Origin of the sequence: Kitasatospora sp. NPDC096128, from assembly GCF_040303105.1 — a bacterium.
Lineage (GTDB): Bacteria > Actinomycetota > Actinomycetes > Streptomycetales > Streptomycetaceae > Kitasatospora.
The window spans coordinates 44,433-64,679 of sequence record NZ_JBEOSP010000005.1 but is presented as its reverse complement, the minus strand read 5'-3'; the positions used below and the strand labels follow the sequence as shown (position 1 = coordinate 64,679).

General features: G+C 74.6%; 22 protein-coding genes. 7 read left to right on the top strand and 15 right to left on the bottom strand.

The window, feature by feature from the left end; translation table 11 throughout:
- Nucleotides 1–107: 107 nt before the first annotated feature.
- The 3 genes from ABTY61_RS07810 to ABTY61_RS07800 all read left to right on the top strand — a co-directional run bounded on the left by ABTY61_RS07810 (nt 108) and on the right by ABTY61_RS07800 (nt 2,946).
- Entirely contained in the window at nt 108–1,478 is a 1,371-nt protein-coding gene (locus ABTY61_RS07810) for a helix-turn-helix transcriptional regulator (protein ID WP_350504049.1), read from the top strand.
- A 70-nt stretch (nt 1,479–1,548) separates the two neighbouring features.
- Entirely contained in the window at nt 1,549–2,406 is an 858-nt protein-coding gene (locus ABTY61_RS07805; RefSeq protein ID WP_350504048.1) for an SDR family NAD(P)-dependent oxidoreductase, read from the top strand.
- An 84-nt stretch (nt 2,407–2,490) separates the two neighbouring features.
- Nucleotides 2,491–2,946 (top strand): protein-tyrosine phosphatase family protein, encoded by a 456-nt coding sequence (locus tag ABTY61_RS07800; RefSeq protein WP_350504047.1) that lies wholly within the window; start codon nt 2,491–2,493, stop codon nt 2,944–2,946.
- A 7-nt stretch (nt 2,947–2,953) separates the two neighbouring features.
- Here ABTY61_RS07800 and ABTY61_RS07795 read toward each other — a convergent pair whose 3' ends face one another.
- From ABTY61_RS07795 to ABTY61_RS07775, 5 genes are all read right to left on the bottom strand, one after another.
- A complete protein-coding gene (locus ABTY61_RS07795; RefSeq protein ID WP_350504046.1) occupies nt 2,954–4,591 on the bottom strand; it encodes a serine/threonine-protein kinase in 1,638 nt (545 codons plus the stop codon).
- 81 nt (nt 4,592–4,672) lie between these two features.
- Complete coding sequence (locus tag ABTY61_RS07790; RefSeq protein WP_350504045.1) at nt 4,673–5,290, bottom strand: restriction endonuclease; 618 nt, start codon at nt 5,288–5,290, stop codon at nt 4,673–4,675.
- Between the two features lie 56 nt (nt 5,291–5,346).
- Nucleotides 5,347–5,574 (bottom strand): hypothetical protein, encoded by a 228-nt coding sequence (locus ABTY61_RS07785; RefSeq protein ID WP_350504044.1) that lies wholly within the window; start codon nt 5,572–5,574, stop codon nt 5,347–5,349.
- A gap of 314 nt (nt 5,575–5,888) precedes the next feature.
- A complete protein-coding gene (locus ABTY61_RS07780) occupies nt 5,889–6,215 on the bottom strand; it encodes a hypothetical protein (RefSeq protein WP_350504043.1) in 327 nt (108 codons plus the stop codon).
- 54 nt (nt 6,216–6,269) lie between these two features.
- Nucleotides 6,270–7,145, bottom strand: a complete 876-nt coding sequence (locus ABTY61_RS07775) for an NmrA family NAD(P)-binding protein (protein WP_350504042.1) — start codon at nt 7,143–7,145, stop codon at nt 6,270–6,272.
- 68 nt (nt 7,146–7,213) lie between these two features.
- Here ABTY61_RS07775 and ABTY61_RS07770 point away from each other — a divergent pair, with 68 nt between their 5' ends.
- Nucleotides 7,214–7,684, top strand: a complete 471-nt coding sequence (locus ABTY61_RS07770) for a MarR family winged helix-turn-helix transcriptional regulator (protein ID WP_350504041.1) — start codon at nt 7,214–7,216, stop codon at nt 7,682–7,684.
- Nucleotides 7,685–7,700: 16 nt separating this feature from the next.
- On the opposite strand, the gene ABTY61_RS07765 is transcribed toward ABTY61_RS07770, so the two are convergent.
- The 8 genes from ABTY61_RS07765 to ABTY61_RS07730 all read right to left on the bottom strand — a co-directional run bounded on the left by ABTY61_RS07765 (nt 7,701) and on the right by ABTY61_RS07730 (nt 14,846).
- Entirely contained in the window at nt 7,701–8,654 is a 954-nt protein-coding gene (locus tag ABTY61_RS07765) for an urease accessory protein UreD (protein WP_350504040.1), read from the bottom strand.
- The gene (gene ureG / locus ABTY61_RS07760) at nt 8,651–9,271 is read right to left on the bottom strand and encodes an urease accessory protein UreG (protein ID WP_350504039.1); all 621 of its coding nucleotides are present in this window, start codon (nt 9,269–9,271) and stop codon (nt 8,651–8,653) included. Before ureG ends, ABTY61_RS07765 begins: the two co-directional genes overlap by 4 nt.
- A gap of 26 nt (nt 9,272–9,297) precedes the next feature.
- Entirely contained in the window at nt 9,298–10,023 is a 726-nt protein-coding gene (locus ABTY61_RS07755; RefSeq protein WP_350504038.1) for an urease accessory protein UreF, read from the bottom strand.
- Nucleotides 10,020–11,744, bottom strand: coding sequence for an urease subunit alpha (gene ureC, locus ABTY61_RS07750; protein ID WP_350504037.1), 1,725 nt, complete (start codon nt 11,742–11,744; stop codon nt 10,020–10,022). Before ureC ends, ABTY61_RS07755 begins: the two co-directional genes overlap by 4 nt.
- Nucleotides 11,744–12,187, bottom strand: a complete 444-nt coding sequence (locus ABTY61_RS07745) for an urease subunit beta (protein WP_350504036.1) — start codon at nt 12,185–12,187, stop codon at nt 11,744–11,746. Before ABTY61_RS07745 ends, ureC begins: the two co-directional genes overlap by 1 nt.
- Nucleotides 12,177–13,151, bottom strand: coding sequence for a sirohydrochlorin chelatase (locus ABTY61_RS07740; RefSeq protein WP_350504035.1), 975 nt, complete (start codon nt 13,149–13,151; stop codon nt 12,177–12,179). Before ABTY61_RS07740 ends, ABTY61_RS07745 begins: the two co-directional genes overlap by 11 nt.
- A 3-nt stretch (nt 13,152–13,154) precedes the next feature.
- A complete protein-coding gene (locus tag ABTY61_RS07735) occupies nt 13,155–13,460 on the bottom strand; it encodes an urease subunit gamma (RefSeq protein ID WP_188310190.1) in 306 nt (101 codons plus the stop codon).
- A gap of 624 nt (nt 13,461–14,084) precedes the next feature.
- Nucleotides 14,085–14,846 (bottom strand): alpha/beta hydrolase, encoded by a 762-nt coding sequence (locus tag ABTY61_RS07730; protein WP_350504034.1) that lies wholly within the window; start codon nt 14,844–14,846, stop codon nt 14,085–14,087.
- Nucleotides 14,847–14,964: 118 nt separating this feature from the next.
- Here ABTY61_RS07730 and ABTY61_RS07725 point away from each other — a divergent pair, with 118 nt between their 5' ends.
- On the top strand, nt 14,965–16,554 hold the full coding sequence (locus tag ABTY61_RS07725; RefSeq protein ID WP_350504033.1) for a PQQ-binding-like beta-propeller repeat protein: 1,590 nt from the start codon (nt 14,965–14,967) through the stop codon (nt 16,552–16,554).
- A gap of 53 nt (nt 16,555–16,607) precedes the next feature.
- On the opposite strand, the gene ABTY61_RS07720 is transcribed toward ABTY61_RS07725, so the two are convergent.
- Complete coding sequence (locus ABTY61_RS07720; RefSeq protein WP_350504032.1) at nt 16,608–17,375, bottom strand: alpha/beta fold hydrolase; 768 nt, start codon at nt 17,373–17,375, stop codon at nt 16,608–16,610.
- A gap of 101 nt (nt 17,376–17,476) precedes the next feature.
- Between ABTY61_RS07720 and ABTY61_RS07715 the strand changes: the two genes are divergently transcribed.
- Both ABTY61_RS07715 and ABTY61_RS07710 read left to right on the top strand, forming a co-directional pair.
- Nucleotides 17,477–18,010 (top strand): SigE family RNA polymerase sigma factor, encoded by a 534-nt coding sequence (locus ABTY61_RS07715; protein ID WP_350504031.1) that lies wholly within the window; start codon nt 17,477–17,479, stop codon nt 18,008–18,010.
- Complete coding sequence (locus ABTY61_RS07710) at nt 18,007–18,912, top strand: hypothetical protein (protein ID WP_350504030.1); 906 nt, start codon at nt 18,007–18,009, stop codon at nt 18,910–18,912. The genes ABTY61_RS07715 and ABTY61_RS07710 overlap by 4 nt, the downstream gene beginning before the upstream one ends.
- A gap of 48 nt (nt 18,913–18,960) precedes the next feature.
- Here the strand turns inward: ABTY61_RS07710 and ABTY61_RS07705 are convergent, their stop codons facing one another.
- On the bottom strand, nt 18,961–20,178 hold the full coding sequence (locus ABTY61_RS07705; RefSeq protein WP_350504029.1) for an SEL1-like repeat protein: 1,218 nt from the start codon (nt 20,176–20,178) through the stop codon (nt 18,961–18,963).
- Between the last annotated feature and the right edge of the window lie 69 nt (nt 20,179–20,247).

The following is a 20,247-nucleotide window of genomic DNA, read 5'->3' as shown; positions in this document are numbered from 1 at the left end:
ATCCATCCTGCGGCGCGGGACGCACCTCCCCGGCCGGCCGTTCGGACAGTTCGACCTGGCCGAAGGGAGGGGCTGCGGACGACGGCCCCCGAACTAGGGTGGACGGCATGGACGTGGAGAACGCGCAGGGCGCGCAGGACGTGGACGGCCCGGCCGAGGCCTGGCAGGAGCACTGGGGCCGCCCGGAGGACGCGCTGGCCCGCGCCGTCGAGGTGCTGCGCGCGCCCCGGCCCGATGTGGTGCCGCGCCTGTCGGAGGCGATCAGCACGCTCGTCCCGCACACGGCGATCGCCCACCTCAGCGGCGTCTGCACCTACTCCCCCACCCACGCCCACGGCTCACCGGAGCTGGTCGGCAGCCTGACCGGACTGGAGCTGTCCGGGCTCGCCGAGCGGGCCGCCGGCACCACCTCGGCCGGCCGGCCCTGGCAGGGCGAGGCCGAACTCGCGGGCCGCACCCGGCCGGTGGTGGTGATCGCCGCACCGGCCGACGACAAGGAGGTGCTGCTGGTCCTGGTCCGCAGCGACGCCGCGCCGGTTCCCGCCGGCGCGCTCGCCGTGCTCCAGCGACTGTGCGAGCTGGTGATCGCCCACACCGGGCACCGCGCCACCGACGCCGCGCCCACCCAGGCGATGGTCTCCCGCACCGCCGCCGTCACCCGCGCCCGGACCATCGCCGAGTTCACCGGCACCCACAGCGCCGCCCTGACCGCCGTCCTGGCCCCGCTGCGCTCGGCCGACCTGGACGACGCCGCCGCCCGCCGGGCCGCCACCGACCTGGCCGTCACCGCCCTGCTCGACCTGCGCCGGGCCGCCGACCTGGACCGCGTGCTCAGCGAGGAGCCCGCCGACGCCGCCTTCGCCCGGCTCGCCCGCGAACTGCGCCCGCTGCTGCGGCACACCGGGGTACGGCTCGACCTCGCGCCGCCGTCCGAGAGCGCCCGGTCCATCCCCGCGGACACCGCGCACACCGCCCGGGCCGCCGTGCAGTGCGCCGTCATGCTGATGATGGAGCAGGAGAAGCCCGAACGGCTGCACCTGAGTTGGCAGTTCACGGCGGACGGCGCGCTGCGCACCGTGGTGCGCGACGACGGGCTCGGGCTGCTCGCCGCCGACGCCCTCGCCGTGCACCGCACCGCCGACCGGATCACCGCCCTGGGCGGCCGCTACCAGGTCGAGTCCGTCCCCAACTGGGGCACCACCGTGACGGTCGAGCTGCCGCTCGGCCTGCCCTCACCGGCCGCCGTCACCGATCCGCTGGACGGGCTCCAGCCCCGCGAACTGGAGGTGCTCGACCAGCTGGCCCAGGGCCGCCGCAACCGGGACATCGCCGCGGCGCTGCACATCAGCGAGTCCACGGTGAAGTTCCACGTCGCCAACATCCTGGCCAAGTTGGGCGTCGGCTCGCGCGGCGAGGCGGCCGCCCTCGCCCACCGCGCCGGGATGCCCGGCGGCGCGCGGCTGCACGTGGCATCCTGATCAAGATCCGCCGCCGCCACCCCCGTCGACACCCGCCGGCACCCGCCGACATCCGATGCCAGGAGTCCCGTTGACCCCGTCCAGACCGACCGGTCCGTCCACGCCGACGCGGACCGTCCTCGTCACCGGCTCCACCGACGGCCTCGGCCGCGCCCTCGCCCACCGCCTGGCCGCCGAGGGCGCCACCGTGCTGCTGCACGGCCGCGACCGGGGCAGACTGGACCGCACCGCCGGGGAGATCGCCGACGCCCACGGCGTCGACCGCCCCGCCACCCTGTGCGCCGACCTCGCCGAGCTGGACCAGGTCCGCGCCCTCGCCGCCGAGGTCCGGGCCACCACCGACCGGCTCCACGTCCTGGTCAACAACGCGGGCATCGGCGCCGGCGAGCCCGACGGCCGGACCCGCCGCACCAGCGTGGACGGCCACGAACTGCGCTTCGCGGTCAACCACTTGGCCGGCTTCCTGCTCAGCCTCGAACTGCTGCCGCTGCTGCGCGCCTCGGCGCCCGCCCGGATCGTCAACGTCGCCTCCGCCGGGCAGGAGGAGATCGACTTCGACGACCTCATGCTGACCGGCGACTACGACGGGACCAGCGCGTACTGCCGCAGCAAGCTCGCCCAGATCGCCTGCGGCATGGAACTCGCCGCCCGGGTGCCGGCCGGCGAGGTGACCGTCAACAGCCTCCACCCCTCGACGTACATGCCCACCAAGATGGTGCTCCAGGAGATCGGCCACAGCATCGACAGCCTGGAGGACGGCCTCGCCGCCACCCACCGGCTGGTCACCGACCCGGAGCTGGCCGGCACCACCGGCCGCTACTACGACCGGCTGCGCGAAGCCCGCGCCCACCGCCAGGCCTACGACCTGCGGGCCCGGGCCGAACTCTGGGCGCGCTGCCTGGAGCTCGTCGGGCACGCCGACGTCTGAGCGGAGACACCGCGGACCCTCGAGCGGCGACCGCCGAACACCGGAAGGCCGCACCCGCCGACCCCGAAAGGCGACACCAACGACATGACCGAAGGCTCCCTCACCAGCTGGGACCCGGACGCCCCGGGCGTGCTCCGACTGCCCTCCGGGCGGCTGCTGCGCGGCCGCGGCGTGCTCAACCCGCTGCCGCCCGGCCCCCGACCCGACTTCGGCGTCTACCTGCTGGGGCGCGAGCCGAAGCCGCTCCCCTGGGAGAGCCGCTGGGTGCGCTGGCCCGACTTCCGGCTGCCGTCGGACCGCACGGACGCCGCCGACGCCTTCCGGGAGGCCTGGGAGCGCTGCCCGGGCGAGCGGGTGGAACTCGCCTGCGCGGGCGGCCGCGGACGCACCGGCACGGCCCTCGCCTGCATCGCCGTGCTGGACGGCGTGCCGGCGGCGGAGGCGGTCCGGTACGTGCGGGAGCACTACAGCCGGCACGCCGTGGAGACGCCCTGGCAGCGGAAGTTCGTGGAGCGCTGGACCGACCCCTTCCGTACCTGACGGACCGTCAGCCGGTGCTGCGCGGGTACGTCTTCAGGACCGTGCCGTCGAAGTCCGCCGTGAGGTAGGCGCCGCCGTAGGCGTCCGCCACGTACACCAGGAGGGACGGTTCGGTGTCGCCCATCCCCTGGGCGTTGTGCAGGGTGATGTAGTGGCTGGTCGGGTGGGCGACGCCGAGGTCGGCGTCGGCGCGCTGCAGGAGCGCCGGGAGGGCGTCCCAGTTGACGCTCCGGAGGTCCAGCGGCTTCTCGCCGAAGGCCACGGTGCCGGTCCGGATGCCGGGCGTGGCCTTGCCGTCGCGGTAGGAGAGGCTGTCGTAGAGGGTCGGGTTCGCCGCGGTCGCGACGAGGGCGTCCCCGGAGTCCTGGCGGAGCGTGAACTCCAGGACGGCGCGGCCGCCCGACTTCCGGTCCATGGACTGGATCACGCTGCGGGCGCCGGCCGGCGTGAGCAGGCCCGGGTAGGCCGCCGGAGGGGCGCTGGTGTCGCTCCCGCTGTTGCCGCCCGCGTAGTGCTGGATGACGTAGCCCACCGTCAGCATCAGCGCCGAGACCAGGAGTGCGGAGCCCGAACGGAGCGCGGCCCGCAGCTTGACGGAACGGGCCTTGGGCCTCGCGTCGCTCGGCTGCTGGACGACGGTCTGCGGCGGCCCGAAGGTCTGGCCGGCGGGGTGCCCGAAGGTCTGGCCGGTGGGGTGCCCGAAGGTCTGGCCGGCGGGGTGCCCGGCGGCCTGCGGCGGGACGGTGCCGGCGGGCGGGTACAGGCGTATGGTGCCGACGGCGCCGGCCTGCGCCTCCGCCGCCGCCGCGGCCTCCGCCTCGGCGAACTGCCGGTCGAGCAGCCAGGCGTCCGGCCGCGCGGCCGTGTCCCGGACGAGCAGACCGGCGAGCACCGGGCCCAGCGGCCCGGACCGCACCGGCGCCGGCACCGGCTCGTCGAGCAGGGCGGCGAGCGTGGCGAGGGTGGTGGCGCGCCGCAGCGGGTGGTACCCCTCCACCGCGACGTACAGCATCATCCCGAGCGACCACAGGTCCGAGGCCGGGTTGCCCTCCTCGCCCCGGACGCGCTCGGGGGCGATGTACTCGGGCGAGCCGATCAGGGCACCGGTGGTGGTCAGGCTCGGCGCCTCCGACAGGGCGGCGATGCCGAAGTCGGTGAGCACCGGGGTGCCGTCCGGGCGCAGCAGGACGTTGCCGGGCTTGACGTCGCGGTGCTGGATGCCGGCCGCGTGGGCGGCGCTCAGCGCGGACAGCACCCCGCGGCCGAGCCGGGTCGCCTCCAGCGGTGCCATCGGGCCCTGCGCGAGGCGGTCGTGCAGGGAGCCGCCGGTCACCAGCTCCATGACCAGCCAGGGGTGCGGGTACTCGGGCCGGTCCACGATGTGGTGGATCGTCGCCACGTTGGGGTGGTTGAGCCGGGCCAGCGACCGGGCCTCCCGCAGGACCCGCTCGCGCAGCACCGCCGCCGCCCTCGGGTCGCCCGCGAGCTCGGCCGGATCGGGCGAACGCACCTCCTTCAACGCCACCTCGCGGTGCAGGAGGGTGTCGCGTGCCCGCCACACCAGTCCCATGCCGCCGCCGCCCAGCCGCTCGAGCAGTTCGAAGCGTTCGTCGATGATGTGGAGCCCCGGCCCCCCAGAATTCATGACGGTCATCGTAGGGGGGCCGTCCGTCAGCCGTGACACCGCCGGGTCGCACCGACCGGTCACCGGCCGCCCACCGACCGGTCACCGGCGTCTGCGCAGGCCCAGCACCTCCGCCAACGGCACTCCGGCCGCCGCCCACACCTCCAGCCGCGCCCGGTCCAGCCAGTGGACGGCGTGCCGGTCGCCCCAGGCCATGGCACTCCTGGTGAGCCCGCCGTTGGTCACCACCACCGCCACGTCGGCGCCGTGGGCGGGGCCGGCGGTGCCCTTCACCTCGTACATGACGTGCACGCCGACCTTCGCCGCGACCCTGGTGTGCTTCGCCTGGACGACGATGCGGCCGTGGTCCGGGTGGTGGCCGATCACGTCCGCCGCCTGGTCGCCCTGCCCGCCGACCTTCTCGGCGCTCCAGCCGTCGCGGACCAGCAGGTCCCGCAGGGCGTACTCGAAGGTCCGGTCGTCCATGGCGTCCACGGTGGCGAGCGGTATCCGCAGGGCGGCGAGGTGCCGGGTCCGGGCCCGGTCGAGGACGGGCCCGCAGGCGGCGGAGGCGAGGGCGAGCGCGGCGACCACCGCGAGGAAGACCCAGGACCGCAACAGCGTCTGGACTGCGGAGACGACCAGGACGGCGACGGCCACCGCCACCAGGAGCGCGGCGAGTTGCTCCCGCGCCCCGCGCGGGCGGCGGATCGGACGCACCCGCCGAGCCGGGCGGGCCGGACGCGTCGACCGTGCCGGGCGGACCGGGCGGGCCATCAGGGGGCGCCGACCGCGGTCGGGGCGGTGGTGCCCTGCGGGGCGGGCTGCGGGGCGGGCTGCGGTGGGGTGTCGGCGAAGCCGACGAAGTGGCCCCACAACCAGAAGGCGGCCAGCGCGCCGGCGATCAGCCAGCCGCTGCCCCTGACGGCGCCGCCGCCGGGGGCGGGTCGGCGGCGGTAGTGCCCGCGCACCCGGATCCGGTCGTCTCCGCTCCGATTCGCCACTGTGCCTCCCGAGTTCGGGCCCGGGCGCCCGATGCGCCGCTGCCCGTCCATCGGGTGTAGCAGCGGGGGCGGACGTGCGTGGGCGGATCCTCGGCACCCGGACGGCCGCTCCGACCGGAACCGGCCACCGGGCGCCGGTGCCGGGACGGCCGTGGCCCGTCACGACCGTCCCGGCACCGGCCCTGAGCTGTGCCGATGCGGGCCGCGCCGGGCTGGCGCGATCCCGCCGGGCTCACTCGGGGCACTTCCCGGCGCACGTCGGCCGTCCGCTCCGCCCCGTACTCCGCCGCTCACTCCGCCCCGCACTCCGCTGCTCACTCCGCCGGGAGGAGCAGCGCCGCGCCCTTCTCCTCGGGCCGCCAGCCGGCCGCGTGGCCCGCCCGGATCAGGTCGGCGACCAGGGCCGGCTTGACCGGCTCCAACTGGAAGACCTCGGCGATGCGTTCCGGCGGGGCTCCCAGCAGGACCCCGTAGTGCAGCCACGGGTCGTCGAAGCGCCGGGTCGCGATCAGCCGGCGGTAGGGGCCGCCCGGCCGGTCGAGCCACACCCGCACGTCCACGTGGGCGGCGTCCCGGAGGCGGACCGTCCAGCGGTAGTCACGGCCGTCGACGTGGATGCCGCGCGGTGTCCTCGATCCCATCCGGCCACTCTACGGACTGTCCGGCGGAGCCCTCGGGTTCCCGTGCGGCCCGGCTCAGAGGTCCCAGGTCTGCCCGGCCGCCCAGTCCTCCAGGGTGCGCCAGTCGACGGTCGGGTGCTCGGCGTGCAGGGCGTCGGTGTCGATGTCGAGGCCGACCTCCTGGAAGTAGCGGAACATGGCGGCGAGGTCCTCGGACTGGCCGGCCACGACGGTCAGCGGCACCTCCTCGAAGCGGATCGGGCGTCCGCCGGCCGCGGCGATGGCGGCGGCGATCTGCTCGCCGGTGCGCCACTGGGCGGCGATGTCGATGCGGCGGCCGGCGTAGCCGTCCGGGTGGGTCAGGACGTGGGCGGCGAAGGCGCCGATGGTCTCGGCGGCGATCACCGGGAGCGGGAGGCCGGGCGGCATGGGCAGGCGGAAGACGCCTTCGCGCAGCGACTCGAGGGTCCACTCGTTGGCGTAGTTCTCCAGGAAGGCGCCCGGCCCGAGGACGGTCCACGGCAGCCCGAGGCCCGCGAGGTGCTGTTCGATGCGGCGCTTGCTCTCGAAGTGCCCGATGCCGGTGGGGCGGTCGGCGTTGGCGGCGGAGGTGAAGACGACGTGGCGGACGGTGTCGGCGGCGCGGGCGGCGTCGAGCAGGGCGATCCCCTGGCGGACCTCGGTGTCGAAGTCGGTTCCGAACGGGGTTGACATCGCGAAGAGGCTTCCGGCACCGTCGAGGGCGGTGCCGAGCGAGGCCGGATCGTCGAAGTCGGCGCGGGCCAACTCGGCTCCGAGGGAGGCGAGTTCGCGGGCCGCCGGGGAGCCGGTGTCGCGGGTGAGGGCGCGGACCGGGCGTCCGGCCAGGAGCAGGGCGCGGGCGGCGGCGCCGCCCTGGGCGCCGGTGGCACCGGTGACGGCAACGGGGAGTCGATCAATTGTCTGCGTCATGCAGACAACATAGGAAGAGATCTCTGCGCGGCGCAACCGATTGGCTTGATTCCGGCTACCCTGGCTCCATGACGCCCCTCCGCGACGAACTGATGGCCCAGCTCTGGCCGGCCTCCCGCCGCTACCTGGCCTCCTACGTGCTGTTCAACCAGGCCGTCGCGGACCACCTGGGCATGCACCCGACCGACGTCCAGTGCCTCAACCTGCTCACCCTGGAGGAGGGCCCGGTCACCACCGGCCGCATCGCCGAGCTGACCGGGCTCACCAGCGGCTCGGCGACCCGACTCGTCGACCGGCTGGAGAAGGCGGGCCTGGTGACCCGGCAGCGGGACGAGGCCGACCGCCGCCGGGTGCTGGTCGCCGTCCTCCCCGACGCCCTGGAGCGCTTCGGCGAGGTGTGGCGCGAGCTCGGCCGCGACTGGGCGGCCGTCTTCGCCGAGGACAGCGCCGACGAACTGGCCTTCCTCCTCCGGCACATGAACCGCACGGTCGAACTCAGCCACCGGCAGATCGCCCGGCTCACCGACAGCGGCCGCTGAAGGCCCGTCCCCACCGTCAGGTCTTCCGCAGCTCCGGCGCCGGGGCGCCGATCAGCAGCCGCCGGACGGCGTCCCAGGCCGCCCGCAGTGCGGCGGCGCAGGCACGGGTGTCCGAGTCGAGCAGCCGCAGCCAGGCGCCGCTGTCCTGCGGCAGCACGCTGACCCCGTACAGGAGGCCGCGGTCGGCCAGCGCCTCGTGGAGGGTGTCGGCGATCCGGGCGGCGGGGGCGAGCGGGCTGAGCACGTAGAGGCTGGACATCACGTCGTGGCCGCCGAGGACGGCGGGCCCGGTGACGCCGGCCCCGGCGGGCTCCAGCCGGACGGTGTCCACGGCCACCGACTCACCGTCCGGGCGGCGCACTTCGAGGTCCGAGGCGAAGACCTGGTAGGCGTTGCGCTCGCCCCGGGCGAGGCGGCCGGCCAGGACGGTCTCGCCGGCCAGGACGGTCGCCCCCGGGTCGACGGTGAGCACCGTGCGCTGGTAGAGGCGCGAGTCGACGAAGGGGATCACCGGCTCGGGCAGGTACTCCACGTAGGCGCCGGGCCCGGCCGCCAGGTTGACCAGTTGCGTCGCGTAGTCGTACTCCATCCGGTAGACCTTGGTGGCCGCCTGGGTGGTGAGGTGCACCGCCGTGTCGGCACCGCAGCGGATGTCGGTGCGCAGCCGGTCGGCCTGGAGGATGCCGCCGCCGGTCGACATCAGCAGGGTGACGGCGAGGTCGGGACGGGCCGGGTCGAAGTACAGCGGGCGCATGATCTGCAGCGGCGACTTCTGGTAGTGGCCGGTGAGTTCGGTGCGCCCGCCGATCCGCTCGAAGGCCAGTTCCAGCAGTCCGACCTTGCCGGGGCGCCCGACCGCGAGGGTGTCGGGCGTCCCGGCGTACCGGCGGACCGCGTACGGGACGCGGGCCGGCTCGTAGTGCCGGGGGTCCAGCCGGGGCGGGGCGTCGTCCACCGGGGGAACGGTCACGCCGGGACCTTCCGGAAGGTCTCCAGGAAGGCGGCGATGGACTCCAGCCCCTCCCCCGTCAGGCAGTTGGTGAGCACCACCGGCCCTCCCTCGCGCACCCGCCGGGCGTCGGACTCCATGATGCCGAGGTCGGCGCGGACGTACGGGGCGAGGTCGATCTTGTTGATGACCAGCAGCTCCGACTCGGTGATGCCCGGTCCGCGCTTGCGGGGCATCTTCTCGCCCTCGGCGGTGTCGAGGACGAACAGGAAGAGGTCGACCAGCACCGGGCTGAAGGTGAGGGTCAGATTGTCCCCGCCGGACTCGTACAGCAGGGTGTCGACGTCGGGGAAGCGCTCCAGCATCTCGGCCCCGGCGGCCAGGTTCATGGTCGGGTCGTCGCGCACGGCGGTGTGCGGACAGGCTCCGGTCTCGACGCCGACCACCCGCTCGGGGTCGAGCACCCCGGCGAGGGTGCGGCGGACGTGCTGGGCGTCCTCCTGGGTGTAGATGTCGTTGGTGATCACCGCCGGGCGGTGGCCGCGCGCGATCAGCACCGGCACCAGCGCCTCGATGAGCGCCGTCTTGCCGGAGCCGACCGGGCCGCCGATGCCCACCCGGAGCACGTTGTCGGTCATGCGATTCCCTTCGATCGTAGGTGTGTTCAGCTCGCGAACAGCCGGGCCTCGGCCCGCTCGTGCCGCCCGGACATCGCGTCCGCGACCGGCACGCAGCCGCCGAGATCCGCCAACTCCCTTTCCAGCGCGGCCGCCACGACCTCGCGGATGACCGGGGCGGCGGCCCGCAGCACCACCTGCGCCTTGCGGTGGTCGGTCAGCCGCAGGCGCAGCGCGGCGCCGACGAAGCTGGTGCAGAAGGCGAACAGATCGCCCGCCACGGCCTGTTCGACGGGGACGGCGGCCGAGGCGTAGGCGACCCCGGCGGCCACCGCCTGGCAGCCGGGGGCCCGCTTCCCGGCGACCAGGGCGGCGTACCGCTCCAGCGGCTCGCCGCCCACCGACTCCCGGGCGATGTCCAGGAGTTGGCGCCCGGTGCGGGTGGCGGCGAGCCTCAGCTCGCGGTTGAGCTTGGTGGCGTGCAGGCGCTGGTCGGTCTCGACCAACAGCTCCCAGTCGCCCTCCGACGCGGCCCGGTGGGCCAGCGCCAGCGCCGTCGCGTCGGACGGTCCGACACCGTGCCGCAGCAGGTCGGCGAGCAGCTCGGGCACGGTGTCGGGGGTGACGGCCTTCGCCTGGGCGTAGCCCTCCAGGCCGTGCGAGAGGGTGTAGAAGCCGCTGGGGAAGGCGGAGTCGGTCAGCTGGAGGCTGACCAGCAGGGCGTCCAGGGCCTCCAACCGCTCCTCGGCCACCTGTTCCGGCGGACCGTTCATGCGAGGTAGAAGAGGTGGTTGAGCGGCAGTTCGCGGGCCGGCTCGATGGTCGCGGGCTCGCCGTCCAGGGTGACCTTGTACGTCTCCGGGTCGACCGCGATCTTCGGCAGGGCGTCGTTGCGCACCATGTGCTGTTTGCCGACCGAGCGGCAGTGCCGCACCGGCAGCACCCGGCTGTCCAGCCCCAGTCGGGCCGGCACCCCGAGGTCGACGGCGGCCTGGGACATGAAGGTGATCCGGGTGGCCTGCTTGGCCCGCCCGAGCGCGCCGTACATCGGGCGGTAGTAGACCGGCTGCGGGGTGGGCAGTGAGGCGTTGGGGTCGCCCATCAGCGCCCAGTTGATGATGCCGCCCTTGATGACCAGCTTGGGCTTGGCGCCGAAGGAGTTGATCGGCCACAGCACGATGTCGGCGAGCTTGCCGGGCTCCAGCGAGCCGATGTGCTCGGCGGTGCCGGAGGCGATCGCCGGGTTGACGGTGAGCTTGGCGAGGTAGCGCAGGACCCGGAAGTTGTCGTTGCGCTCGCTGTCGCCGGCCAGCTTGCCGCGCTGCGCCTTGCAGTGGTGGGCGGTCTGGAAGGCGCGGGTGAAGGTCTCCCCGATCCGGCCCATGGCCTGGGAGTCGGAGGAGAAGATCGAGATGACGCCCTCGTCGTGCAGCACGGTCTCGGCGGCGATGGTCTCGGCGCGCACCCGGGAGTCGGCGAAGGAGACGTCCTCGGGGATGTCGTGGCTGAGGTGGTGGCAGACCATCACCATGTCGAGCAGCTCGTCCACCGAGTTGACGGTGTAGGGCAGGGTCGGGTTGGTGGAGGACGGCAGCACGTTGGGCTCGCCGGCGATCCGCATGATGTCGGGGGCGTGGCCGCCGCCCGCGCCCTCGGTGTGGAAGGTGTGGATGGTGCGGCCGTCGATCGCGGACAGGGTGTCCTCGAAGAAACCGGACTCGTTGAGGGTGTCGGTGTGGATGGCCACCTGCACGTCGTACTCGTCGGCGACGCTCAGCGCGGTGTCGATGGCCGCCGGGGTGCTGCCCCAGTCCTCGTGCACCTTGAGCCCGCACACCCCGGCCTCGACCTGCTCGCGCAGCGCGCCCGGCAGCGAGCCGTTGCCCTTGCCGAGCAGGCCGACGTTGACCGGGAGGTCCTCGACCGCCTGGTACATCCGGCCGATGTTCCACGGGCCGGGGGTGCAGGTGGTGCCGTTGGTGCCGTCGGACGGGCCGGTGCCGCCGCCGATCAGGGTGGTGATGCCGTTGCTCAGCGCCTCCTGGGCCTGCTGCGGGGCGATGAAGTGGATGTGGGTGTCGATGCCGCCGGCGGTGGCGATCAGGTGCTCGCCGGAGATCACCTCGGTGCCGGGGCCGATCACCAGCTTGGGGTGCACCCCGCTCTGGGTGTGCGGGTTGCCGGCCTTGCCGACGGCGGCGATGAAGCCGTCCTTGACGCCGATGTCGCCCTTGACCACGCCGAGCACCGGGTCCAGCACCACGACGTTGGTGATCACCAGGTCGAGCGCGCCCTGCACGGAGGTGGCGGCCGGGTCCTGGGCCATGCCGTCGCGGATGCCCTTGCCGCCGCCGTAGACGGCCTCGTCCCCGTAGTGGCCCTGGTTGAAGTCCTGCTCGACCTCGACCACCAGGTTGGTGTCGGCGAGGTGGAAGCGGTCGCCGACGGTGGGGCCGAAGAGGTCGGTGTACTGCTTGCGCGACAGGATGGCCATCAGCGGTCGCCCTCCGGGTGGGTCCGGGTGTGGAAGTCCCTGCCGTGCAGGTCGTCGTCCTTGTGGTCGAGGTTGGTGCCCTTGAAGCCGCGGGCGATGGCCCGGTCCATGGCGCGGGCCCGGGTGTCGCGCGCGGTGACGCCGCCGTCGACCAGGTTGCTGAAGCCGACCAGGCGGCGGTGTCCGCCGAATTCGGCGAGGGTGACGTCCTTGGTGTCACCGGGCTCGAAGCGGACGGCGGTGCCGGCCGGGATGTCGAGGTGCATGCCGAAGGCGGCGTTGCGGTCGAAGTCGAGGGCGCGGTTGGCCTCGAAGAAGTGGTAGTGCGAACCGACCTGGATCGCGCGGTCGCCCGTGTTGCTGACCGTGACCGTGGCCTTGGCCCGACCGGCGTTGATCTCCACCGGGTCGTCGCCGTACAGGTATGCGGCGCTACCGGACATGGCTGGCCTCCCTCTCTGCCGGTTCCGTGGGGGTGTGTGCGTGGGGGTGGGGGTTCGTGGGGGTGTGCTGGTGCCGGTGCTGGTGTTGCTGCTGGTCCGTGGGCGTGCGGGGGTCGCTGGGGGGCGTCCCGCCCGGACCGTGGCTGTGCTGCTGTTCGCCCGGACCGTGGCTGTGGGCGTAGCCGTGCCCGTGTTCGGCGTCGAGGCCGGCCAGGATGCCGTCCTCGCCGTGGCCGAGCAGGTGCAGTGCCGCCGCCGTGCGGGCCGCGACCACCCCGGCGATCGCGGACGGGCGCAGCAGCGGGCCGCCGTCCCGTACGTCCTCGCCGCCCGTGGTCGGTCCGACGCTCGGGCCGACGCTCGGGCCGGCGGCCGGTCCGCCGGGCAGGGCCGGTCCGAAGGAGGCGGGGACGGCCGTGACCCGGTCCGCGCCGAGCAGGCGGCAGCGCCGGACGCCCTCGGCCGGGTCGGGGTCGCCCCCGATGAAGGCGACTTCGACCCGCTGGTGCCGCCCGTACTGGCGGACCAGGCGGGCGATCCGGAACAGCTCGGCGTCCTCGAAGGGGCCGGCCGCCGGGGCGGTGACCAGGAGGGCGTCCGCACTGCCCGCCGTGGCCGCGGCGGCGCGCAGCCAGCCGATCAGGTGCTCGGTGGCGCCGAAGGGCGCGGTGAGGGCGAGCCGTCCGCGGCCCTCGCCGGCGGCGAGCCAGCGCAGGGCGCGGGCGGTGTCGGCGATCAGCCCGGGGTCGCGGCCGAGGGTCATCGGGACGACGCACACCGGTGCGTCGCCGGCCCCGAGGGCGGACCGGACGGCTTCGGCGAGCGGCCGGCCGGCGGCGGCCGCCGCGTGCACGACGTACTCGGGTGCCGCGGGTACGCGCCCGACCAGGGCGGCCAGGTCGCGTCCGCCGTCGCTCTCGTGCCCGCCGGCCAGGACGACCGTGGCGGACTGACGTGCGGCCATGGTTCAGGCACCGACCGGGTCGTGGCAGGAGACCAGCTTGGTGCCGTCCAGGAAGGCGGCCTCGACCTGGAGCAGCGGCAGCATCTCGCGGACGCCGGGCATGACCTCGGCGTTGCTGACGACCTGCTTGCCGATCTCCATGCACTCGGCGACGGTGCGGCCGTCCCGGGCGCCCTCCATGATGGCCTCGCTGATCAGCGCGCAGGCCTCGCTGTAGTTGAGCTTGACGCCGCGGTCGCGGCGTTTGCGGGCCAGATCGGCCACGACGTAGATGTAGAGCTTGTCCATCTCACGCGGGGAGAGGTTCATCGGAACCACGTCTCCTTTCCGAGAATCCGACGAAATGCAAGTCACAGGAAATGCAGGGCAGTTGACCGGCGGAATGCGAGGGACTACCAGGTTAGGGTGCCCACGGGTCAGATCCGGTGCAGCCGGGGAAGGGTCGGCAGCGTCGCCAGGAACAGCCTTGACGGATATCGGACGGACGGTCACCGGAGCCCCCTGCGGTGCCCCTTCCCGACCCCTTTGTCGAGCCATGCGGCGCACCGATTCCCCGGTACGGTCGAGGGGGCCCAGGAGATTGCCCGGGAGCCCGTTCGGCGATTCGTTGGGAACCGTACTCCTGCGGATTGCGGAGCGGGGCGGGCACGGCGGGTCACGCCAAATCGACGGCGGGTGACGGCAGGGCCCCTGAGCTGCAACATTCTGTTGAAATCGGCGCCCGGGCGGGTGGTCGACGAGGGCAATTCTTTGCGAAGTTTTACTCGCCCCCTACGGGCACCGGAATACGACCACGCCAAACAATCCTCGACAAATTCCGTCCATCCCGGCAATGCGGACAGCCGAAACCGTGGGAACGCTGTGAAGCGCGGGGCCGATGTGACGGAAGTGTGGTCGATCACGGGTGAGAACGGACACGGATCGTCCGAGGAGCTACCCGTGGCCGAGGTGCCGGAGCAGGAAGCCCTCCGAAGCCGCCGCCTCGAATCCGGGCACCGCCCGATGGCCCCCGGGATTGGCGTACAGCGTCCTCTCCCGCGAACCCAGCGCACCGTACAGCGCCAACGCGCCCTCCCTGGGCTGGAGTTCGTCGTCCCACTGGAGGACGAACTGCACCGGTACCGCCACCCGCCCGGCCGCCTCCACCAGTGAGGCATGGCCCGCCAGGCCGAACACCGCGGCCCGGATCCGGGGCTCGACCGCCGTGAGCGGGATGCCGATCACCGTCGCGAGCGACAACCCCCAGTACCCGACCGGCCCGAGGCCCTCCCCCGCCGTGCCGGCCGTACCCGCCGTACCCGCCGCGCCCGCCAGCGCGTCCAGCACCGCCCGCCACTCCGGCACGGCCCGCTCCGCCAGCGCCGCCGTGTGCCGCGCCACCCACGCGCTGAGCGGCCGCCCGGCCGCCAGCAACTCCCCGACCTCGGTGGCGAACCGCTCGTCCTGCGCGGTGCGCGCCCGCTCGCCGTGCCCGGGCGCGTCGAGCGCCACCGCCGCCCACCCGTACCGCGCCACGCACCGCCGGGCCCGCTCCCGCGGCCCCCAGCGGTCTCCCCCTCCCCCGTGGCCGAGCAGCACCAACGGCCGCCCACCGAGCCCCGATCCGTCCGGCTGCCAGAGCACGCCGGGAACGCCGTCGAGGACGAAACGGCGTTCCACGACGCCGTCCGAGCTGGTCTCCGAAGTGAAGTGCACCTGTCCATGATGGCGCCCGACACACGTTCGAGTCCGGTCTTTCCAGCGCCTTTCCACCCCCTTTTCCACCCCTGGCCCCCTGGCGCACCGGGGCGGCCCCCTTGAGACGATCCTCCGCATGGCCACCCCTTTCCTCCGCGTCGACCGGATCCTCGGCGACCGCCCCTTCACCGAGGTCGGCGACCCCGTCCTCGCCGTCGCCGACCGGGGCCGCGGCCTGCTCGCCGTGGCCGGGGCCATCGAGCGCCGGGGTGTCGCGCCGGTCGGTGTCTACCGCACCGACGACCTGGCCTGCCTGGCCCTGCTCCGCTCCCGCGACCGGGTGCACGCGATGGCCTTCCACCCCACGCTGCCGCTGCTCGCCGTCGGCACCGGGGGCTACGACGGCGGGTACTTCTTCACCGGCGAGTTGCTGCTGCTGGACCTGGAGACGGGCGCGCACGCCTCGCTCCTGGAGCACGAGTACGGCCGGAAGGTCCTGGGGCTGGAGTGGCTCGACGCCCAGGAGCTGCGGATCCTGCTGGCACCGCCGGACGACTGGCAGGACCGGGCCGCGCACGTCGAGGGGCACGTCGCGGTGGTGCGCCGGCCCGACTGGCGGGCCGTGCCGCCCCGGACGGTCGCCCCGGCGGAGCTGGCCGGGCCGCGCGTCCCGGCGCCGCGCCCCGACGGCCGGGAGGCCGCCCGGCGGGCGCTGTCCGGGCTCGCCGCGGACTGGGATCCGCGGCACAGCATCCGCGCGGTCGAGGCGCTGCCGGACGGCAGGATCCTCGCCGCGCTCGACGCGGTCGCGGTGGAGTCCTGGCTGCCCTCGGGGCAACGGCAGTGGGCCGTACCGGACGAGTGGGGCGGCCGTGACCTCGTCGTCGCCGCGGACGGGCGGTCCACGTGGGTGGCCGGGCCGGTGCCCTGGGTGTGGAAGGGCCCGGCACAGTCGGTGGCCCGGCTGTCGCTCGCGGACGGCACGGAGCTCGACCGGCTGCCCCCGGCGGGGCCGGTGACGCTGGTGCGGTGCCTGGACGGCCGGCCGGCGCTCGCCCCCGTCGGCAGCGACGGGGAGCTCGGCCGCCTGCGCGTCCGGCGCGGCAGCCGGGTCTACTTCCGGCAGCACGTCAGCGCGCCGCGCGCCGTCGGCCGCGGGCCGGACGACACGACCTGGCTCGCGGCAGCCGACCTGCCCGAACTGCCCGAACTACCTGAGCTGTCCGAACATGACGGGTGGTCGGCCGAGGGCCCGCACCGGCCGCGCAGGAAGGCGTACCGCCGGCTGTTCCCGTTCGCGTTCACCCCCGGCGAGACCCACTTCGCCGGCCCCGGCGTGGAACTCGACGACGGCGGCCTGGTCCACACGGGCACGGTGTACGACGGCCGCGGCCTGCAGCCGGGCGGCTCGTTCGTGGTGCGGCGCGCGGCGGCCGACGGCGCCCCGCTCTGGGTGTTCCGGACCGACCCGGAGGCGACCGCACTCGACGCCGACGACCGGCACGCGTACGTCGGCTACCGGGACGGCGGACTCGTCGCCCTCGACCTCCGGACGGGCACCGCCACCCGCGGTCGCCTCAGCGTCGGCGGGGTCGTCGCCGTACCGACCGCGCTCACCGTCGCCGGGCCCGGACGGCTGCTGGTCGGCACCGACGACGGGCGGATCCTGGACTGCTCGGTCGAGCTGCCCGCTCAGGGCCTGCCCGGCCGTACGGTGAACTCGTAGGCCCGGAGCGGGAAGTCGGCCCCGTCGACGTCCTGTTCCGCCTGCTGCTCCCGCTACCGCCCCGCCGCGGGCTCCCGCAGGAACTCCGTCAGCAGCGCCGTCACCTCCGCCGGCCGTTCCAGGCTCGGCAGGTGGCCCGCCCAGGGCAGTTCGAGGTGGCGGACGTGCCGGGCGTTCGGCAGCAGGGCCGGCAGCTCGGCGGCGATCGCCCGGTAGTCCGGCAGGTCGTGGGCGCCCGCGACGGCCAGGGTCGGGGCGGTGATCCGGGCGAGGTCGACGTCCTCCTGCTCCGGGCCGCCGGTCGCCTCCCACTGCACCTCGTAGTTGTGGCGCTGCATCCGGCGGACGAACGCGCGGGTCTCCTCGTCGGCTTCCGGGCCCAGCCAGGTGCGGACGTTGAGCTCGACGGCGCCGTCGATGTCGTCCGCCGCCACCAGCGCCTCCTCCTCGGCGCCGAAGGCGCGCACGGCCTCGGAGGACTGGTGGCCCGGCCGGCCCGCGCCGAACAGGGCCAGGGCGGTGACCGCCTGCGGGCGCAGCGCCGCCACCGTCAGGGCGGTCCGCCCGCCGTAGGAGGCGCCGACCACCGCGGTGGACTCGATGCCCAGGTGGTCGAGCAGGGCGAGGACGTCGGCGCCGGCGGCGTACGGCCCGTCGGCGAGCGGGGTGTCGCCGAAGCCGCGGAAGTCGCAGCGGACGACGCGGTGGCCGGCGTCGAGGAGGGCCTGCCACTGCCCGTCCCACATCCGTCGGTCGCACACCGCGGAGTGCAGCAGGAGAACGGCCGGCCCGGAGCCTGCGTCGTCGTGGGAGAGGATCATGCGACGGATGCTACGGCCCTGGCCGATGGCGGGCGAACGATTTCGACGGGGGGTAAGCGCTTCCGGCCCCGGGTGGGCTCTTGGTGGGTGAGGAGGTGCTCATGGGAGAACCGAAGGACGTGCGGGACGAGGAGTTCCAGACGTTCATCGTCGCGGCCTGGCCACGGCTGGTGCGCACGGCGTTCCTGCTGGCCGGCGAGCAGTACGCGGCCGAGGACCTGGTGCAGTCGGCGGCCGAGAAGGCCTGCGCGGCCTGGTCGAAGGTGCGCCGGGCCGACGATCCGTACGCCTACGTGCGGCGGATCCTGGTGAACCAGCACGCCCGCCGCTGGCGCCGCCGGCCGCCGGAGCTGCTGGTCGACGCGGTGCCGGACACGGCGGGCACGGAGGACGGCTTCGCCCGCTCCGACCAGCGCGGCACGCTGCTGGCCGCGCTCGCCACCCTGCCGCCGCGCCAACGCGAGGCGGTGGTGCTGCGCCACTGGGAGGACCTGAGCGACAGCCAGACGGCGCTGGCGATGGGCTGCTCGGTGGGCGCGGTGCGCAGCCACGCGGCGAAGGGCATCGGGCGGCTGCGGCAGGTCTCGGCGCTGGTGGAACTGAAGGACAGGACTGAGATCGGAGGGGCGGTATGACCATGGAGAACCCGGAAGCGGGCCAGGACACCGATCTGTGGGTCGGGCTGGGCCTGGCCGAGGCGGCGTCGACGGCGCGGATCGGACCGGTGCCGGTGGCGGACATCGTGGCGGGCGGCCGGCGGATCCGGCGCCGTCGCCGCACGGCGGTCGGCGCGCTGGCGCTGGCCTCGGTGGTGGTGCTGGCGGGCGGGGCGATCACCCAGCTGCGGCCGGACCCGGCCGCCTCCCACCCGCTGGTCGCCGCGGGCACCGGCCACGGCGCGGGCACCGGCGGCCCGCCGACCCCCGCACCCGCCACCCCGGCGGCGCGGGACCCGTTCACCCCGCTCCGAGTGGTGCTCGGGCAGGGCACCACGGCGGACGGCAAGGAGTGGAAGCTGTGGCGGGCGGTGTGGCCGACGGCGCCGAAGGACCGCGCGTACGAGCAGGCCCTGGCCGTCTGGCAGGAGCGCAGCCCGTACGACTCGGCGATCGGCAAGCCCACCCCGGAGTACGTCGACCGGTACTACAACGCCGACTCCGACGTCATCAACACCTACTTCACGGTCGACGGGGTCCGGCAGAGCCACGACTCCGAGGGCGTCACCCCCGCCCCGGGCAAGCTAGACCCCCGCGACGGCACGTACATCGCGGGCGGTCTGGAGGGCGCCCGCGGCAAGGGCGACACGGTGGCGCCGGGCGACATCGTCGGGCTGAGCCTCGGCCCGGACATCGCCCGGGTGAAGGTCACCTGGACGGACGGGAGCGTCACCGAGCCGACGATCGTCACCGTGGGCGACTTGCCCCTGCACCAGGCCGTGGTGGCCCGCCCGGCGGGCAAGAAGGCCGAGCTGTGGGAGTTCTTCGACAAGGACGGCGCCAAGGTCCCGGACTCGGGCTCGCAGTTCCTGACCTCCTAGCGCCCCTGCGGTCCGCCGCGGTTCCCCCGGCGGTCCGACGGGCGGCCGTCAGGCCCGCCCGCCCGCACCGGAGCGCCGCAGCCACTCCTTCCCCTCCGGGTCCTTCGGGTCCATGGCCAGCAGCAGTTGCCCCAGCGAGCGCTGCGCCGCCGGGTCGCCGGCCCGGGCGCCGATCAGCAGCAGGTCGACGGCCTGCTGCGGCCGTCCGGCGTCCAGCCGCTCCTGGGCCTGGGCGTGCAGGCCGACGGTGGCCCGTTCGAGCAGGCTCCGCATCTCCTCGCTCTGCGGGCCGGTGCCCGTACCGCCCGCCCGCTGCTGGAGGACGGACAGCAGGTTGTACTGGGCCTGCCAGTCGCCGGCGTCCGCCGCCGGGCGCAGTGCGGCCTCCGCGCCCGCCAGGTCGCCGGCGGCGCTGAGGGCGGCGCCGAGCACCGGGATGAGCAGCGTCTCGCCCTCCGCCACGGCCCGGCGCAGCAGCGGTACGGCGGCGGCCGGTTCGCCGTCGCCGTAGAGCCAGATCCCGCCGAGTCGGGCGGCGCCCGGGCGGCCGTTGCGACCGGCCTGTTCCAGCAGGACGAGGGCCCGGGTGGTCTGGCCGCGCTCGCGCAGCCGTAGCGCCAACTCCCAGGCGGCGTCGGCGATGCCGCCGTTCGCCGCGACTTCCAGCCAGGGTTCGGCCCGGTCGCCCTCGCCGAGGGCCAGCAGGGCCGTGGCGGCCCGGTGGGCGGCGTCGGCGTCGCCCTGTTCGGCGGCGGCGATGTCCCGGGCGAGGTCGTCGCGGGCGGCCTGGAGCTTCGCCTCGTCGAGGCCGAGGTGGTCCATGGCCTTCGGGTGGCCCGCCTCGGCGGCGCTGCGCATCCAGCGGGCGCCCTCCTCGCTGTCGCGGTCCTGGTCCAGCAGGAGGGCGGCGAGGTTGAAGGCGGCGGAGAGGTGGCCGCCGCGGGCGGCGATGCGCAGGTAGTCGAGGCCGTACGCGAACTGCCCGTCCTTGAGCAGCCGGTCGGCGAGCCAGGCGGCCGCGTCGACGTCCCCGCCGAAGGCGGCCTGCTGGTACCAGAGCGCGGCCTCCTCCTCCTTGCCCTGGTACTCCAGCATCCGCGCCAGGTCGGCCCGGGCCGCGACGTCCCCGGCCTCGGCCCGGGCCCGGAGGCCCTTGACGATCCGTTTGACCTCCTGCGGCGAGGCGTCGATGTGCACCCGCATCCCGCCGCCGATGTCGAGCCCGGCGGCCGGCCGCTGCTTCTTGTTCCGTCCGAATATGCCCATGCAGCACTCCTGTTGACGTACCCGAAGCGTCCACTGTGGGCCCAGGCGGGTGGTCCGATCAAGAGCCGA